Genomic DNA, 13,813 nt, shown 5'->3' with positions numbered 1-13,813 from the left:
TGGCGGAGCAGGAGGGATTCGAACCCTCGATACGGGGTTACCGTATACACACTTTCCAGGCGTGCGCCTTCGACCACTCGGCCACTGCTCCGCATTCTTGAATGCGCTATCGCTTCGCTGCTTGAGCGCGGGAGGTCCGAAAACCGACCCGGCCTCAAGTAGCGCAAAGCGCGGTAGGCCAACCAAGAACGCGCGCGTCTAGCGGCGGGGCGGTGATTCCGCAAGGCAGAGCGGGAACCGGATGATTGCTGCGGACGTTTTTGGGTGTACAACACGCCTGTGACGGTGCTGCGCGGATCAGGCATACCCTGCGAACACCGTCTCGAAGCCCCCTCCCGCCCCTACAATGCGCGAGAGGGGGCTTTTGTTTTGCCCGGGCCGATGGCACCACTTGGCGCATGACCCGCCCGCTCCTGTCGCTCGCCGCGCTGCTCGCGCTCGCCGCCCCCGCCCTCGCGCAGGACGAGGAGGAGGCAGCGCTTTCGCCCGGCGAGATCGTGGCGCAGGCGCCCGCGGCGGAGTGGATCGGCATCGCGCCCGAGGACCTGCTCGTGATGACGCTGGCCCCGGCCCCCGATGGCAGCGAGCGCAAGGTCGTGATCCAGCTGATGCCCGCTCCCTTCTCGCAGGGCTGGGTGGAGAACATCCGCACGCTCGCCCGCGCGCACTGGTACGACGGCATCACGGTCAACCGCGTGCAGGACAATTACGTCGTCCAGTGGGGCGATCCGAACTACGACAATCCCGAAGCGGAAGGTCAGGCCAAGGCCTTGCCCGAAGGGCTCAAAGTCATGTCCGAAGCGGGCTACACCGCCCCGGTGACTAAAATCCGGATCCGAGAACGCCCCCCCGAAGGCCATGTCGGAACGAGGGGCGATGCCTATGGCGACTGGACCGATTTTCACGCTGGCTGGCCTATCGCCTCAAATGGTCCCCGCGACTGGCCCGTCCACTGCTACGGCATGGTCGGCGTGGGCCGGAACATGTCGCCCGATACGGGGACCGGGGCCGAACTCTACACCGTGATCGGCCAGGCGCCGCGCCATCTCGATCGCAACATCGCGCTCGCGGGGCGGATCGTCGAGGGGATGGAATATCTCTCGTCGCTGCCGCGCGGGCATGGCGACCTGGGCTTCTACACTGCGGAAGAGGCGGACAAGCGCACGGCCATCGTCTCGGTACGCGTCGCCAGCGACCTGCCCGAGGGCGAGCGCCCGGCTTTCGAATATCTGTCGACCGATGGCGAGACCTTCGCACGCTACGCCGATGCGCGCGCGAACCGCCGCGATCCGTTCTTCATCACTCCTGCGGGCGGCGCGGATATCTGCAACATCCCCGTCCCGGTCAGGCGCGTCGCCGATTGAGCGAGACCCTGGCCTGGCGCGGACCGATCACCCGCTGGCAGGGCGACAAGGCGGTCTATCACCTGCTGACGATCACCGGCGAGACGGCCGAGGCGATCACCATGCACGAACGGCTGCGTCGCCTCGAATTCGGCGGCAGGCGGGGCTTTGGCTCGGTCAAGGTGATAGCGACCATCGGCGGAACGCACTGGAAGACATCGGTCTTCCCGTCGAAGAGCGGCGAATGGTGGCTGCTGGTCGGGAAGAAGGTCCTTCGCGCCGAAGACCTCGCCGCCGGCGACGAGGCCGAGGTGCTGCTGGAATTGCTCTAGGCTTTCGCGGTATGGCCGGGCAAACGCCACCTACGCAGGCAGGGAAGACATGGAACCGGTGATACCCTTCAGTGCAGTGCTCGGCTCGGTCTTCATCGAGGAAGGCTTCGACCCCGCCTATTTCCTCGTCTTGCCCGATGCCGCGCAAGGCGAAGTCGCCGCGCGCGTGGCGGGAAGGAAGCGCGCGTTCGGATCGGTCAAGGTCGCTGCCACGATCGGGCAGAGTCGCTGGGAGACCACGCTGCTACGGCGCGAGGACCGCTACGTCCTCCCGGTCAAGAAGCCGGTCCGGCTCGCCGAAACCCTCACCGAGGGCGACGAGGTACACGCGGCAATCGAGGTGCTCTAGAGCTTCTGCATCAGTTCGATGCGGTTGCCGAAGGGGTCGGCGATGTCGCCACGCAGGTAGCCGGCAAGGTCCTTGCCCGGCTTGAAGCGAATGCCCGCCTTGCCCAGCCGCGCCACGAGCTTGGCGAGATCGCTGACCAGCAGCGCCGGATGCGCGCGCCGCGCAGGCAGGAAGGCTTCCTCCACCCCGCAATGGATCGCCACGCCCGCGCCTTCGAACCAGCAGCCTCCGTTGACCGCGAGATGCGCGGGCTTGGCCACTTCCTCCAGCCCCATCAGATCGACCCAGAAGCGCCGGGCATGCGATTCCCCGCCATGCGGCATGGCCAGCTGGACGTGGTCGAAGCCGGTAATCACACGCGCTCGGCCTGGGCGACCGAGTCGCTCGCCCTGAGCGCACTCAATATGCGCGTGAGGTGGGGCACGTCCTGAACCTCGAGATCGATCTCGTAGGTGGTGAAGGGATGGTCGAGCTGGGTCTGCTCGAGGCTGGTCACATTGACGTGGTTCTGTGCGAAGATGCCGGCCATTTCGGCGAGCGTTCCGGGCCGGTCGTAGAGCGTGACGCGCAGGCGGCCGACCGCGCCGCGCGAGCGCTTGCCCCACGACAGGTCGAGCCAGTCGCTGTCGATCCCGCTCGCGAGACGAGTGCAGTCGATCGTGTGCACCTCGACCCCCTCGCCAGGCTTGCGCAGGCCGACGATGCGGTCGCCCGGCACCGGGTGGCAGCATTGGGCGAGCTGGAAGCCGACGCCGGGGGTCAACCCGCGGATCGACAGCGCCTTGCCGCTCTTGGCCCAGTCGGGCTCGTTCTCGAGTTCGGCGGTACAGCCCGGAACCAGCGCCTCCATCACCACGCGGTCCTCGATCTTGGCCGAACCGATGTCGTAATAGAGGTCTTCCTCCTCTTCCATCTCGAGCCGCTTGAGCGCTTCGCGCAAGGCCTTCTTGCCGATCTTGGCGGGCACGCGCAGCGCGATTTCGTCGAACAGCTTCTGCCCGATCTCGGCCACTTCGGCCCGTTCCCTCAGCCGCACCGCGCGGCGGATTGAGGCCCGCGCCTTGCCGGTGACGACGAAGCCCAGCCAGCTCAGCTGCGGATCGGCATGGTCACTCTTGATGATCTCGACCACGTCGCCATTGTTGAGCTGCGTGCGCAGCGGCATGTGCCGCCCGTTTATCTTTGCGCCCACGGTCTGCGCGCCGAGATCGGTATGCACCGCGAAGGCGAAATCGACCGGGGTCGCGCCCTTGGGCAGCTGGAACAGCGCACCCTTGGGGGTGAACGCGAAGATGCGATCCTGGTAGATCGCCAGCCGCGTGTGCTCGAGCAGTTCGTCGGGATCGTGGCTGGCATCGACGATCTCGATCAGGTCGCGCAGCCAGCCGACCTGTCCGTCGGGCCGGTCGCCCTGCTTGTAGGCCCAGTGCGCGGCGAGGCCGAATTCGTTGCGGCGGTGCATCTCTCGCGTGCGGATCTGCACTTCGACACGCATCGACTTGCCGTAGATCAGCGAGGTGTGGAGCGAGCGATAGCCGTTGTTCTTCGGCGTCGAGATGTAGTCCTTGAACTTGCCCGGCAGGAACTGCCACGTCGTGTGCAGCACGCCCATCGCGCGATAGCAGTCAGGCACGTCTTCGCAGATGATGCGGAAGGCCATGATGTCGGTCACCTGTTCGAAGGACACGTGCCGCTCGGCCATCTTGCGCCAGATCGAATAGGGATGCTTCTCGCGCCCCGACACCTCGGTGGTGATCCCCGCCTCGGCCAGCGCATGCTTCATGTCGAGCGCGATCGCATCGACCTGCCCGCCATCCTCGCTGCGTATCTGGTCGAGCCGCTGGGTGATGGTCTCGAAGGCTTCGGGCTCCAGTTGCTCGAAGGCGAGCATCTGCATCTCGCGCATGTATTCGTACATGCCGATCCGCTCGGCGAGCGGGGCGTAGATATCCATCGTCTCGCGCGCGATCCGCTGGCGCTTGTCGGGATTCTTGATGAAATGCAGCGTGCGCATGTTGTGCAACCGGTCGCCCAGCTTGACCAGCAGCACGCGGATATCCTCGCTCATCGCGAGCAGGAACTTGCGCAGGTTTTCCGCCGCGCGCTCGTTCTCTGGCATCTGCTCGATCTTCGACAGCTTGGTCACGCCGTCGACCAGCCGCGCGACCTCGGGCCCGAAATGGTCCTCGATATCCTCGATCGTCGCCAGCGTGTCCTCGACCGTGTCGTGGAGCAGCGCGGTGGCAATCGTTTCCTGGTCGAGCTGGAGGTCGGTCATCAGCCCAGCGACTTCGACCGGGTGGCTGAAATAGGGATCCCCGCTCGCGCGCGTCTGCGTGCCGTGCTTCTGCACCGTATAGACATAGGCGCGGTTGAGCATCGCCTCGTCGGCGTCGGGGTCGTATTCCTTGACCCGCTCTACGAGTTCGTACTGGCGCAGCATTGCAATCCACGATGTGAGGATTGCCCTGCGCAGGGCAAGGGGAAACTGAGCAAACTCTGCCCGGCCATGCATTTTTCTGCAACAGTGCTTGCGCAGTCGACGGCTTGAGCCGCCGCGCCACACTTGCCATAGCGCGTATTCGGACATGCCCGACTTCGACGCCTTGCTGCTCGCCCGCATCCAGTTCGCCTTCACGGTGAGCTTCCATTTCATCTTCCCGGCCTTCTCCATCGGCCTCGCGAGCTATCTCGCGGTGCTCGAGGGGCTGTGGCTCAAGACCGGCGAACAGCGTTTCCTCGACCTGTTCAAATACTGGCTCAAGATCTTCGCCATCGCCTTCGCCATGGGCGTGGTGAGCGGGATCGTCATGTCCTACCAGTTCGGCACCAACTGGGCGGTGTTCAGCGACAAGGCGGGGCCGGTGATCGGGCCGCTGATGGCCTATGAGGTGCTGACCGCCTTCTTCCTCGAGGCGGGGTTCCTCGGCGTGATGCTGTTCGGGATGGAGAAGGTCGGGCGCAAGCTGCACTTTGCCGCCACGCTGATGGTCGCGCTCGGCACCTTTGTCTCCGCTTTCTGGATTCTCTCGGTGAACAGCTGGATGCAGACCCCGACCGGCTACGAGATCGGCGCCAACGGGCAGTTCCTGCCGGGCGATAGCTGGCTGGCGATCATCTTCAATCCCAGCTTTCCCTATCGCCTCGTGCACACGGTGATCGCCGCCTATCTCACCACCGCCTTCGTGGTCGGCGGGGTCGGCGCCTGGCACCTGCTGCGCGACCGCACCAGCGAGCACGCCCGCACCATGTTCTCGATGGCGATGTGGATGGCGGCCATCGTCGCGCCGATCCAGATCTTCGCCGGCGATATGCACGGGCTCAACACGCTCGAACACCAGCCGGCCAAGGTCATGGCGATGGAAGGCCATTATACCAGCCATCCCGACGGCGCGCCGCTGATCCTGTTCGGTATCCCCGACAGCGAGGAAGGGCGGGTGAAATATGCGGTCGAAATTCCCAAGGCCTCGAGCCTGATCCTCAAGCACGATCCCGATGCGCCGCTCGCCGGGCTCGATACCATTCCCCGGGAAGACCATCCGCCGGTGGGCGTGGTCTTCTGGTCGTTCCGCATCATGGTCGGGCTCGGCTTCGCCATGCTCGGCATCGGGCTGTGGAGCCTGCTCGCGCGCTTCCGCGGCAAGCTCTACGACTGGCGCTTGCTTCACCGCGCGGCAGTGGCGATGGGGCCTGCCGGTTTCGTTGCGGTGATCGCCGGATGGGTCACCACCGAAGTCGGACGCCAGCCCTTCACCGTCTATGGCCTGCTGCGCACCGCCGATAGCGCCAGCCCGCTCGACGCGCCCGCAGTGGCCGCTTCGCTGCTGGCCTTCGTGCTGGTCTACAGCGCGGTCTTCTCGGTCGGCGTGTGGTACATCCTGCGGCTGATGAGCAAGCCCGCGCATACCGGCGAATACGGCGTCAAGCGCGGCGACAAGGGGCCGATCCGCACCGCCGGTATCACCCCCGGCCCGACGCAGGACCCCTCCGACCAGAGCCGCCGCGACCTGTCGGGCAGCAAGACCGAGCCGGAGGATGCGCCATGATCGATCTCACCGTGATCTGGGCCTTCATCATCGCCTTCGCGGTCTTCGCCTATGTCGTGATGGACGGGTTCGACCTCGGCATCGGCATTCTTTTTCCCAGCTTCGCGCCGGGGCCCGAACGCGACCGAACCATGAATTCGATCGCGCCCGTATGGGATGGCAACGAAACCTGGCTGGTGCTCGGCGGTGGCGGATTGTTCGCCGCCTTCCCGCTGGCTTATGCAGTGGTCCTGCCCGCAACCTATCCGCTGATCATCGCCATGCTGCTGGGGCTCGTGTTTCGCGGTGTCGCCTTCGAATATCGCTGGCGCGACCCGGCGCACCGGCCCTTCTGGGACCTTGCCTTCAGCGGCGGATCGCTGGTCGCCGCACTGGCGCAGGGGATGACGCTGGGCGCGCTGCTGCAGGGCATCACCGTGGTCGACCGCGCCTATGCCGGCAGCTGGTGGGACTGGCTGACGCCTTACACGCTCCTCACAGGAGTCGGCACGGTGGCGGGCTATGCGCTGCTCGGCGCGACCTGGCTGGTGTGGAAGCTCGACGACGAGGCACAGGCACACGCCCGCAAGCTCGCGCTGCGCGCCTTCTGGGCCACCGGCGCGCTGATGGCGCTGGTCAGTCTCTACAACCTCGCGCTGCGCCCCGAATATGCCGACCGCTGGCTGACCGCACCCGAGCTCTACTACGCCGCGCCGGTGCCGCTGCTCACCGCCTTGCTGGCGCTGGCGCTCTATCGCTCGCTCACGCGCGGAGGCGAGAGCCGGCCCTTCTGGCTTGCGCTCGGCCTGTTCCTGCTCGGCATGGCGGGGCTCGGGGTGACGATCTGGCCCAATGTCGTGCCCCCATCGCTGACCATCTGGGACGCCGCCGCCCCTGAGCGCAGCCAGATCTTCATGCTGGTGGGCGTAGCAATCACCATGCCGCTGATTCTCGCCTATACCGGCTGGGCCTATTGGGTCTTCCGCGGCAAGACCGACCACGAAGGCTATCATTGAGCAAGGCGCCCGAAGAGGCCTCGCTATGGCAGCGGCTGGCGTGGCTGGCGGCGATCTGGGCCGCCAGCGTCACCGTGCTGGGCGTGGTCGCCTATGTCCTGCGGTTGTGGATCGGGACTAGTTGACGATCCGGTCGACGCCCGCGCGGGTCACGGCGTGGTATCCTGCACGGGTCTTCGCATAGATCCGTTTCGCATGCGCCTGGCCCCAGTCGCCCTGGTCCCACAGCACCTTGAACAGCGGGCGGACGAACTTGGCGCGGCCGACTTCTGATAGGAATGCCTCCGCCTGCGGCACCGCGGGCTCGTAGCGATTGGCGAGCGCAAGCTCGAGCCACAGGAACAGGATCTCGTTATTGCCCGCCTTCGACAGCCCCAGCGAGCCGTCGAGCGCAGCGAGTTGCTCGGCGCTGCGCTCCTGGGGGATGTTGTCGAGGAAGCGCATCTGCTCGGCGGCGGTCCAGCCGGCATAGGCGGGCGGGATCGTGCCTTCGTCGGCATAGGCGGCCACCGCGCCGTCGACTTCGGCGAAGGCGGCGGGATCGGGCTTGGCGACATTGGCCGGCAGGCCGGGGGCGAAGATCCATTCGCGCAGCATCAGCGTCTTGGCCTCGGCCTCGTCCCTCACGAGGTTCGCCAGCATGTCTTCGTAGAACATCTCGCTCGTCGCCGGCTGGAAAGCGTGGTTGTCGAACCACTGGCGCAGCCATGCGTCGAATCGCTCGCGTCCGACCAGGCGCTCGACAGTGCGCAGGAAGAAGTGCCCCTTGTCGTAAGTGATCGCACTGCCGAGCTCGTTGGCGCCCGGTTCGTGGTGCAGTGCGGTGCCTGGGGCATCGTCACCCACTTCGGCCAGCGTTTCCTCGATGCCCGCGAAGGCCAGCGCAGCCTCCTGCTCGGCGCGCTTCTTGCCATAGACCGCCTCGACGATGCGGTTCTCGAAATAGGAAGTCACGCCTTCGTTGAGCCAGCTGTCTTCCCACACCGCATTGGTGACGAGGTTGCCCGACCAGCTATGCGCCAGTTCGTGCGCGACGAGGCCGTTGTTCGAACGGTCGCCGGCGATGAAGGTGGGGGTGAGGAAGGTCATCACCGGGTTTTCCATCCCGCCATAGGGGAAGGACGGCGGCAGCACGATCATGTCGTAGCGGCCCCAGCGATAGGCGCCGTAGAGCTTCTCGGCAGCGGAGACGAGCTGCTCGGTGTCGCCGACTTCCTTCGCCGCGCGCGGCAGCGTGGCGGGTTCGGCCCAGACGCCGGTGCGCGGACCGAGCTCGGCGAAATCGATGTCGCCCGCGGCCAGCGCGATCAGATAGGGCGGCACCGGCTTGTCCATCACGAAACGGAAGGCGCGGCGGCCATTGCCGAGGTCTTCGGGCTCGCCCTGGCGCACGCCGCTCATCACCACGTCGAGCGGCTTGGGCGCGGTGATACGCGCTTCCCAGGTCTGGCGGATGCCAGGGCTGTCCTGCGTCGGGATCCAGCTGCGGTTGAGGATCGCCTGACCTTGGCTGAAGAGGAAGGGATGCACCCCGCCCTTGGTCTGTTCGGGGCTCAGCCATTGCAGCGCCTCGGCACCGGCGGGCGCGCGATAGGCGATGCGCAGCCTGGTCGCGCCGTCGAGCGAGATCGTCAGCGGCGCACCCTTGCCGCCCTGCTCGACCGACTCGCCGATCTCGTAGGCCAGTTCACGGCCCGCGCCGTCGGTCACGCTGGCGATCTCCAACCCCCTTGTGTCGAGCACAATCTCCTTGGCGCCCGGTGCGGCGAGAACGTCGAGCTCGGCGACTCCGCCGACGCGCCTGGCGTCGAAATCGAGATCGAGATCGAGCGCGACATGCGTCACCCGCGCGACCTGCGGCTGGGCATAGGTCGCGCTGTCGACCGCCTCGGGCGTGGTGAGGATCGGCGAGACCATCCGCTCGGGCGCGGCGGCGACGGGCGGAGCGGCCTCCATCGTCGTGCAGGCGGTGCTAGCAAGCAGAAGGGCGAGGGGGGCGGCAAGGCGGCGCATGGGCAACTCTCCGAAGGTCTTTCGCGGCGGACCTGCAGCCCGCGCGCTGGGTTCTTTTCAACGCTGCCGCGCTATTGCCGATCCTGCGGGCCAGCGCCAGCCCTGCGGGGGGATCGGCGCTCGCGGGGACTGGAAAAGCAGGGGAATGCATGCGATGGGAACGTTCACAGTTTTGGGGAGACCATCATGATCCGTAGCACATTCTCGGTTTGCCTCGGCGCGTTGGGCCTGCTGGCGACACCGCTTGCCGCCGAGGAGCCATCCGCTCGCACACTCGTCTGGGCCGACGAATTCAACGCGCCCGAGCTCGATCGCGACAAATGGGGCGTCGTCGGGCCCGAGTTCTGGGTCAACAACGAACAGCAGGCCTATGTCGATGCGCCCGCCGTGCTCTCGATCGTCGACGGGCTGGCGGGCGCCGACGGCGGTGCACTCATGCTGCGTCCCGTGTTCAAGCCCGGCGTCGATCCGCACCCCGACCGGAAGGCCGATTTCCTTTCGGGACGGGTCGAGAGCCAAGGCAAGTTCGACTTCACCTATGGCCGCGCCGAAGCGCGCATCAGGATGCCCGATGCGACGGGCGTCTGGCCCGCCTTCTGGCTGCTCGGCAACGACACATGGCCGGGTACTGGCGAGATCGACATCATGGAATATGTCGGCGAGAAGGACTGGGTCGGCGTGGCGCTCCACGGCCCCGGCTATTCGGGCGAAACGCCGCTGGTGAACAAGTTCTTCTTCCCCGAAGGCGACGATGTGACCGGCTGGCACGTCTATGCGGTCGAGTGGAAGAAGGACGAGCTGCTCTTCCAGGTCGACGGCCACACCACCTATCGCGTCACCCGCCCGATGGTCGAAAACTACGGCAAGTGGGCGTTCGACAATCCCAAATACCTGATCCTCAATTTCGCCATGGGCGGCGCCTATCCGTTCAAGACCAACGGGATCGAGCAGCCCTACAACGGCGTGCCGCAGGCGACCGTCGACCGGGTCGAGGCCGGCGAAGTGGCGATGCTGGTCGACTGGGTACGGGTCTACGCGCCGCTCGAAGAATAGGCGCGGGGAACAGCCCTTCAGCCGATTGCGGAAAACTCCTCGATCCGGTCGATCCGGCCGGAAACGACCAGTTCGTCGTCCGGCAGGATGATGGTGTCCGGCACGGCGTGGATAAAATCCTCGCCCTTGCGCTTCACCCCGACCACCGTGACGTCGAACTTCTTGCGGCACTGGCTCGTGACCAGAGGCAGTCCAACAATCGTCGCCGGCGCGCTCAGTCGGGCGATCGCGAATTCGCCTTCGAAGCTGATGAAGTCCAGCAGCCGCTCGTTGACCAGGCGGGCAACACGTTCGCCCATGCGCTGCTCTGGGAACACCACGTGATGGGCGCCCGTGCGTTCCAGAATGCGGCCGTGGCGTTCGGTATTGGCCTTGGCCCAGATATTGGGAATGCCGAGATCGACCAGCGCCAGCACCGTCAGCAGGCTGGCTTCGACATTGGTGCCGATCGCGACGACAGCAGTGTCGAATTCGGCAGCACCCAGCCGCCGCAACGTTTCCGGCTCCGTGCAGTCGGCCTCGACGACTTGGGTAACAAGGTCCTTGTGGTCGCGAACGATCTCGCCGTCGGTGTCCGCGCCGAGCACTTCGTGCCCCATGCGTTCCAGCGTGCTGGCAACGGCACTTCCGAACCGGCCGAGGCCGATGACGATCACGGGTTTGCGGGGGTCAGCCGACAATGGGGTTCTCCTCCGGGTAGCGGTAGGGGCGGTCGCTGCCGCCCAAGGCGAGTGCAGTCGCAGCGGTAATCGTGCCGACCCGCCCGACGAACATCAGGACTACCAACACCAGCAAAGCCGAAGGCGGAAGCTGCGCGGTAATGCCGGTGGAAAGGCCGACCGTGGCAAAGGCGGATATGGTTTCGAACAGGACGTCCTGCAGCGGCAGGCGCGTCATCGAAGTGATGAACATGGTCGCGCAAAGCACCAGCAGCAGCGCGATCGAGGCTACCGTCAGGGCCTGCCGTTCCAGCGCATGGCCGAACCGGCGCCCGAACATGCCTGCATCGCGCCGCCGCAGCACTTCGGCCAGCACGATGGCCAGCAGCACCATGAAGGTAGTTATCTTGATACCGCCAGCCGTGCCTGCGCTGCCGCCACCGATGAACATGAGGACGTAATTCACAATCAGCGTTTCCTCGCGGTAGGCGCCCATGTCGAGGCTGTTGAAGCCCGCCGTGCGCGGCATCACGGAATGGAACCCGGCGTTGAGCAGCTTGGAGCCGACCGACATCGGCCCCAGCGTGCCGGGATTGTTCCATTCCATGACGAGAGTGGCCAGGAAGCCGGCAAGGAGGAGGAGCACCGTGCCCGCCAGCGTCATCTTCGAATGCAGCGTCCAGTGCCGCCAATCGCGTCCGTGCTCGCGCCAGTCTTCCATGACGGGAAAGCCAAGCGCGGACACGACGACCGCCAGTGCTATCGGCACAAGGATGACCGCGTCGTTCTGGAAGCCCATGACGCTGTCGGAGAAGGTGGAAAATCCTGCGTTGTTGAACGCGCTGACGGCGTGGAAGAGTCCGTGCCAGGCGGCGCCGAGAGGGGCCATGTTCCAGCTGGTGGCGAAACGGAATGCGAGGATCGCGGCGAGGAGTACCTCTACCGTGACGGTAATGGCGAGGATAAGTTTGAGCAGCGAGGCGGTGGAGGCAAGCCGCAGGCCCTCGCGTTCGACCTGTGTCGCCATCCGGTCGCGCAGGCCGAACCCTCGCCCCGCGATCATGCCCAGCAGCGTCGCCGCAGCCATGATCCCGAACCCGCCGATCTGGAACATGACAAGAATTGCCCCTTGTCCGAAACCGGACCAGTATGTTCCGGTATCGACGGTGACGAGCCCGGTCACGGCAACCGCCGAGGTGGCCGTGAAAAGCGCAGTCAGCAGCGGCGCAGGCTCCCCGCTGGCCGCAGCGAACGGCAGCATTAGGGCCAGCGTCCCGATGGCAATCGCACCCGCAAACAACAGCGGGATGAGCCTGACGGGGTCGCGGAACGCGCGGTTCATGGCACGACAATGCGTGACGGAGCGATCAGCTCCAGGTCGCCTCGGGTGGCAGGCTCATCAGGATGGCGTCGATATTGCCACCGGTCTTGAGCCCGAACAGCGTCCCACGGTCGTAAACGAGGTTGAATTCGGCATAGCGCCCACGCCATTCGAGCTGGGTCTGCTTGTCCTCGGGCGTGAAGTCGCTCTCCATTCGCCGCCGGACCAGCTTGGGGAAGACGTCGAGGAAGGCCTCGCCCACGTCCTTGGTGAAGGTGAGATTGCGCTCGAATGCCGCATCATCCGGGCATTCGAGATGATCGTAGAAGATCCCCCCAACCCCGCGATGGACGCCGCGGTGGGGAATGAAGAAATAGTCTTCGGCCCACTTCTTGAAGCGTTCGTAATAGGTCGGGTTGTGCGCCGAGCAGGCGGCGCGGAAGCGCGCGTGGAATTCCTCGGTGTCCTCGGCATAGGGGATCGGCGGATTGAGGTCCGCCCCGCCGCCGAACCAGGCCTTGCCGGTGGTGAGGAACCGCGTGTTCATATGCACCGCGGGCACATGCGGGTTGGCCATATGCGCGACGAGGCTGATCCCGGTGGCGGTGAAGCCGGGGTTGTCCGCGCTCGCCCCGTTGATCGACCCGGCGAACTCGGGCGCGAAATTGCCGCGTACGGTCGAGACGTTCACGCCGACCTTCTCGAACACCGTGCCCTTCATCAGCCCGCGCGTGCCGCCGCCGGGATCGGGATTGCCGTCCTCCTCGCGCTGCCAGCTGTCGTACTGGAAGCTCGCCTCGGAACCGGCCTCGCGTTCGATCGCCTCGAATTCGGCGCAGATGCGATCGCGCAGGCTCTCGAACCATTGGCGGGCGGTGTCGGTGTGCTGGGTCCTCTCGGTCATGCCAAGAGCCTTGCCATCCCCCTCTCGCTACGGCAATAGCGGCGCATGGTTCCCCTTTCGTTCGCAGGCGAGGAATGGCTCCTGACCGAGGGCCGCGCGCTCTACTGGCCGCGCGAGCGTGCGCTGCTGGTGGCCGACCTGCACCTCGAGAAAGGGAGCTTCTTCGCGCGCCACGGGCAGATGATCCCGCCCTACGACAGCCGCGAGACGCTCGAGCGCGTGGCGCACGCGATCCGCGAGACGGGCGCGCGGCGGGTGATCACGCTGGGCGACAATTTCCACGATTCGGACGGCTCCACGCGGCTCGAACCGCATGCGGCGGGCATGCTCGACGCACTGACCCGCGCGGTCGACTGGGTGTGGATCACCGGAAATCACGATCACGGGCACGATCCCGATATGGCGGCGCGCTGCGGCGGCACGCTCGCCGAGGAACTCGAGGTCGGCGGTGTGGTCCTGCGCCACCAGGCGCGGAAGGGCGAGACTCGCCCCGAACTCTCGGGCCACTACCACCCCCGCCTGCAGGTGAAGGTACGGCAGCGGATGATCCGTCGTCCCTGCGCGGTGGTGAGCGCCAACGACGGGCCCGACGGCAGGCCCACCGGGCGCATGATCCTGCCCGCCTTCGGCGCCTTCACCGGCGGCATGAACGCGGCCGATCCGGCGATCTTGCTGGCACTCCAACCTGCCGACCGGATCGACGCGGTGGTGCCCGCCAAGGGCAGACTGGCGCGGTTCCCCCTGTGGAATCGCGCTGCCTAGGTGCAACGGTCGCGGGCAAATCTGCGCCCCATTCGC

14 protein-coding genes and 1 tRNA gene are annotated in these 13,813 nt (G+C 66.1%); 8 read left to right on the top strand and 7 right to left on the bottom strand.

The window, feature by feature from the left end; genetic code table 11:
- Positions 1 to 91: transfer RNA gene (locus ACN4E0_RS00235), tRNA-Ser, on the bottom strand.
- 307 nt (positions 92 to 398) lie between these two features.
- On the opposite strand from ACN4E0_RS00235, the gene ACN4E0_RS00230 reads away from it, so the two are divergent.
- From ACN4E0_RS00230 to ACN4E0_RS00220, 3 genes are read left to right on the top strand one after another with little or no spacing between them, the layout of a single operon-like run.
- On the top strand, positions 399 to 1,364 hold the full coding sequence (locus tag ACN4E0_RS00230) for a peptidylprolyl isomerase (protein ID WP_419564271.1): 966 nt from the start codon (positions 399 to 401) through the stop codon (positions 1,362 to 1,364).
- Positions 1,361 to 1,675: a DUF1905 domain-containing protein gene (locus ACN4E0_RS00225; protein WP_419564269.1), complete on the top strand. Its 315-nt coding sequence runs from the start codon at positions 1,361 to 1,363 to the stop codon at positions 1,673 to 1,675. The genes ACN4E0_RS00230 and ACN4E0_RS00225 overlap by 4 nt, the downstream gene beginning before the upstream one ends.
- Positions 1,676 to 1,724: 49 nt before the next feature.
- Positions 1,725 to 2,024 (top strand): DUF1905 domain-containing protein, encoded by a 300-nt coding sequence (locus ACN4E0_RS00220; RefSeq protein ID WP_419564267.1) that lies wholly within the window; start codon positions 1,725 to 1,727, stop codon positions 2,022 to 2,024.
- On the opposite strand, the gene ACN4E0_RS00215 is transcribed toward ACN4E0_RS00220, so the two are convergent.
- Both ACN4E0_RS00215 and ACN4E0_RS00210 read right to left on the bottom strand, forming a co-directional pair.
- Positions 2,021 to 2,380: a VOC family protein gene (locus ACN4E0_RS00215; protein WP_419564265.1), complete on the bottom strand. Its 360-nt coding sequence runs from the start codon at positions 2,378 to 2,380 to the stop codon at positions 2,021 to 2,023. The two genes, ACN4E0_RS00220 and ACN4E0_RS00215, sit on opposite strands and share 4 nt — an antisense overlap.
- Positions 2,377 to 4,467, bottom strand: a complete 2,091-nt coding sequence (locus tag ACN4E0_RS00210) for a RelA/SpoT family protein (protein WP_419564263.1) — start codon at positions 4,465 to 4,467, stop codon at positions 2,377 to 2,379. The genes ACN4E0_RS00215 and ACN4E0_RS00210 overlap by 4 nt, the downstream gene beginning before the upstream one ends.
- Before the next feature lie 145 nt (positions 4,468 to 4,612).
- Between ACN4E0_RS00210 and ACN4E0_RS00205 the strand changes: the two genes are divergently transcribed.
- Genes ACN4E0_RS00205 through ACN4E0_RS00195 form a run of 3 tightly spaced genes read left to right on the top strand, consistent with a single transcriptional unit; the run spans position 4,613 to position 7,190 of the window.
- Positions 4,613 to 6,070 carry a cytochrome ubiquinol oxidase subunit I gene (locus ACN4E0_RS00205; RefSeq protein ID WP_419564261.1) on the top strand — a complete coding sequence of 486 codons (1,458 nt, stop codon included), beginning with the start codon at positions 4,613 to 4,615 and terminating at the stop codon, positions 6,068 to 6,070.
- Positions 6,067 to 7,065, top strand: a complete 999-nt coding sequence (gene cydB / locus ACN4E0_RS00200) for a cytochrome d ubiquinol oxidase subunit II (protein ID WP_419564259.1) — start codon at positions 6,067 to 6,069, stop codon at positions 7,063 to 7,065. Before ACN4E0_RS00205 ends, cydB begins: the two co-directional genes overlap by 4 nt.
- On the top strand, positions 7,062 to 7,190 hold the full coding sequence (locus ACN4E0_RS00195; RefSeq protein ID WP_419564257.1) for a DUF2474 family protein: 129 nt from the start codon (positions 7,062 to 7,064) through the stop codon (positions 7,188 to 7,190). Before cydB ends, ACN4E0_RS00195 begins: the two co-directional genes overlap by 4 nt.
- Here ACN4E0_RS00195 and ACN4E0_RS00190 read toward each other — a convergent pair.
- Positions 7,183 to 9,021: a M1 family metallopeptidase gene (locus ACN4E0_RS00190; protein ID WP_419564256.1), complete on the bottom strand. Its 1,839-nt coding sequence runs from the start codon at positions 9,019 to 9,021 to the stop codon at positions 7,183 to 7,185. The two genes, ACN4E0_RS00195 and ACN4E0_RS00190, sit on opposite strands and share 8 nt — an antisense overlap.
- Positions 9,022 to 9,264: 243 nt before the next feature.
- On the opposite strand from ACN4E0_RS00190, the gene ACN4E0_RS00185 reads away from it, so the two are divergent.
- Complete coding sequence (locus tag ACN4E0_RS00185) at positions 9,265 to 10,131, top strand: glycoside hydrolase family 16 protein (protein ID WP_419564254.1); 867 nt, start codon at positions 9,265 to 9,267, stop codon at positions 10,129 to 10,131.
- Positions 10,132 to 10,148: 17 nt separating this feature from the next.
- On the opposite strand, the gene ACN4E0_RS00180 is transcribed toward ACN4E0_RS00185, so the two are convergent.
- From ACN4E0_RS00180 to hemF, 3 genes are read right to left on the bottom strand one after another with little or no spacing between them, the layout of a single operon-like run.
- Positions 10,149 to 10,787, bottom strand: a complete 639-nt coding sequence (locus tag ACN4E0_RS00180; RefSeq protein ID WP_419564252.1) for a potassium channel family protein — start codon at positions 10,785 to 10,787, stop codon at positions 10,149 to 10,151.
- 13 nt (positions 10,788 to 10,800) lie between these two features.
- Entirely contained in the window at positions 10,801 to 12,132 is a 1,332-nt protein-coding gene (locus ACN4E0_RS00175; protein ID WP_419564250.1) for a TrkH family potassium uptake protein, read from the bottom strand.
- Between the two features lie 25 nt (positions 12,133 to 12,157).
- Positions 12,158 to 13,015 (bottom strand): oxygen-dependent coproporphyrinogen oxidase, encoded by an 858-nt coding sequence (hemF, locus tag ACN4E0_RS00170; RefSeq protein WP_419564248.1) that lies wholly within the window; start codon positions 13,013 to 13,015, stop codon positions 12,158 to 12,160.
- Positions 13,016 to 13,060: 45 nt separating this feature from the next.
- On the opposite strand from hemF, the gene pdeM reads away from it, so the two are divergent.
- A complete protein-coding gene (gene pdeM / locus ACN4E0_RS00165) occupies positions 13,061 to 13,777 on the top strand; it encodes a ligase-associated DNA damage response endonuclease PdeM (protein ID WP_419564247.1) in 717 nt (238 codons plus the stop codon).
- The last annotated feature ends 36 nt before the right edge of the window (positions 13,778 to 13,813 follow it).

The sequence above is a fragment of the Qipengyuania sp. genome, assembly GCF_048550555.1.
GTDB lineage: Bacteria > Pseudomonadota > Alphaproteobacteria > Sphingomonadales > Sphingomonadaceae > Qipengyuania.
The sequence above is the reverse complement of the archived record's forward strand: the minus strand, read 5'-3'. Positions and strand labels throughout refer to the sequence as shown.